The 2,261-nt window shown below is 30.3% G+C and carries 3 protein-coding genes; 2 read left to right on the top strand and 1 reads right to left on the bottom strand.

Annotated features, from left to right (window positions below):
• The first annotated feature begins 172 nt into the window (after positions 1-172).
• Together FQU21_RS17210 and FQU21_RS17205 are read left to right on the top strand one after the other, a co-directional pair.
• Positions 173-697, top strand: coding sequence for a hypothetical protein (locus tag FQU21_RS17210; RefSeq protein ID WP_147679255.1), 525 nt, complete (start codon positions 173-175; stop codon positions 695-697).
• Positions 698-846: 149 nt separating this feature from the next.
• Positions 847-1,371, top strand: a complete 525-nt coding sequence (locus tag FQU21_RS17205; RefSeq protein WP_147679253.1) for a hypothetical protein — start codon at positions 847-849, stop codon at positions 1,369-1,371.
• A 194-nt stretch (positions 1,372-1,565) separates the two neighbouring features.
• Here FQU21_RS17205 and FQU21_RS17200 read toward each other — a convergent pair whose 3' ends face one another.
• Positions 1,566-2,195 carry a DUF6266 family protein gene (locus tag FQU21_RS17200; protein WP_147679251.1) on the bottom strand — a complete coding sequence of 210 codons (630 nt, stop codon included), beginning with the start codon at positions 2,193-2,195 and terminating at the stop codon, positions 1,566-1,568.
• Between the last annotated feature and the right edge of the window lie 66 nt (positions 2,196-2,261).

Genomic DNA, 2,261 nt, shown 5'->3' with positions numbered 1-2,261 from the left:
GCTTAAATAATGGTAATTGCAAGTTTGCTTGCATCTGATTTTCCTACGGAAAATCCTCGCACACAAACTCGCAACTATTCTTATACATAACCGTTCTACGCAATTTGACCAAACCAATAAAATGAAAGTAAAATATCAAAATTCCGTAATTGAAATAACAAATGAATCTGATTTGGATTTAGCGGAATTTGGTCAGAGATTTAAGAAACAATATCCAGCCGATTTAGGAATTGAATTGGAATATCAACCTTCCTCAAAACACGGAATTCGAATAACAGAAAACGGAATTGAAAAGTGTAGCGCATTATTACTGGAAACTGGAGGAGCAACTGGAATTTCTGAAAATTCATTTCTAATCAAAAATGACCGAATTTATATTTGCTGTTCTGACCGAATATACTCTCTGAATTTAACGGATTTGTCTGCTAATTGGAGAAATCAATACGATATTGCCACCTGTTTTGGAATTTATGAATTTGACGAAGATTTTATCGTTCACGGAGAAATTCAAGTTAGCCGAATTGATAAAAATGGAGAAACTAAATGGAGTTTTAGTGCGAGAGATATTTTTGTAAATCCAGATGGAAAAACTGAATTTAAAATTATCGAAAACCGAATTGAATTAATAGATTGGGAAGGTTATAAATACGAACTGAATGCTGACGGAAAAATATTAACTGAAATAAAAACTGCGTAGAACACCGTGTATAATTCATTGCTAGTACTAGCCTACTTACGAAAATCCTCGCGGATTTTCTATTCGGTTTGTATTTGCTAATTTAGTTGCTGAAACACGCAACGAAATCATACACAAACACGTTGTAGGTAATTAAAAACCGAAAATAAATGAAATACATTCTATCCATTATATTATTGATTTTTATCCAATCAGATTGGATAGAAAATATTGAAAAATCTATATCTCGAATAAATCAAAAAGGAAAATTAGAAAATGAATTTGAGAAAAAAGACAAAGACGGAATAACTATTTTTAAAAAGTATTCTGATGGAAAAGAAACAAAATCTAACGTCAAATACAAATATGGAAAATTAATGGATATTGATATTAATTTTTATGAAAATGGAGAATTAATATTTGCGGAAATTATTAGCGGAAAAGACCTTTTAATATACAAAAAAAAGAGACTAAAAGATGAACCTTATGCTGTACTGATTGAAAACATAACATATTTTAAATCTAAAAAAGAAGGAATAAAAAAGACTAGAAAGATTAAAGTTTTTGAAAATAGTAATCTTGAAAAATTAAAGAAGGAATTAAAGGGAATAGAATTTAAAACCGAAAAAATCGGAGAAAAAGAATATTTAACTTTAAAAGAAAAATATAATAGAATTACAAAAATAGCGGAATAAAAACTACCTACAACACCGTGTTGTATTAATAAAGTCTTAAATATATTGATATTACTGACATTAAGTAGGTAAAATTAAAAAAGGTACAACATAGGTACAACATTTTAACTCTTCTAATTTAATGATCTAAAGACATAAAAAAACCGCCTCTAAACTAATAGAAGCGGTTAATAATATGTATTACTTATTGAAAATTAAGGTGCTGTCGTACCAGAGCCTAAATACACACTATTTGAAACTTTTTTTCCATCAGCTGAAACAAATGCCATAAACATCTCTACTGTTTCATCTGTATAAGTATTAGGTATTGTTATTACCTGAGAGCCTACAGACCTATTAGCTCCATCAAGAATAGAAACAGAGTCTCTCCTGTTTGGATTATAAACTAATACCATAGCCTTATCTGTTGCGCTAGCATTACCCTCATCTGAGTTATCAGCCCAATTAAAAGTTATTTCACCACCTTGACTTAAGTCTGTAGAACCATCTATCACACCAGACAAATCTCCTCTACTTAATAAAGCCAAAGAATAATCGATTGTGAAATCAGGAGCAACACCTGCTATTGCATTATTTAACACATAAGACATCGCTGCATTAAATTCTGTTTTTTTGGTTGCAAAAGACTTATAACCAATTTTTATAAAACTTTTAGTTGCCTGTAAATACTCTAATGCAATAGTAAATTTATTACGTTGATTTACTTGCCCCTCTGTGCGTGGGTTTGCCACGCTTGTGGGTTTAATCCGAATGTAGTTAATACCTTTCCAACTACCACCAATAATGTTACCTACCTTTGTAGGCTTCCCCTTTTTAGGACACATTAAAGTTCGATAAATAATTATTATTTAGGTCAGATTTGATGAAGAATTTAAATTCTTCATCAAATC

Origin of the sequence: Algibacter pacificus, assembly GCF_008033385.1 — a bacterium.
Classification (GTDB): Bacteria; Bacteroidota; Bacteroidia; order Flavobacteriales; family Flavobacteriaceae; genus Algibacter; species Algibacter pacificus.
Note: the sequence above shows the minus strand (reverse complement) of the source record. Positions and strands in the feature narration are given on the sequence as shown.

What these genes read in the sequence shown, in the direction of transcription:
- FQU21_RS17200 (WP_147679251.1), bottom strand. Translation starts at nt 2,195, where the DNA reads ATGTGTCCTAAAAAGGGGAAGCCTACAAAGGTAGGTAACATTATTGGT.
- FQU21_RS17205 (WP_147679253.1), top strand. Translation starts at nt 847, where the DNA reads ATGAAATACATTCTATCCATTATATTATTGATTTTTATCCAATCAGAT.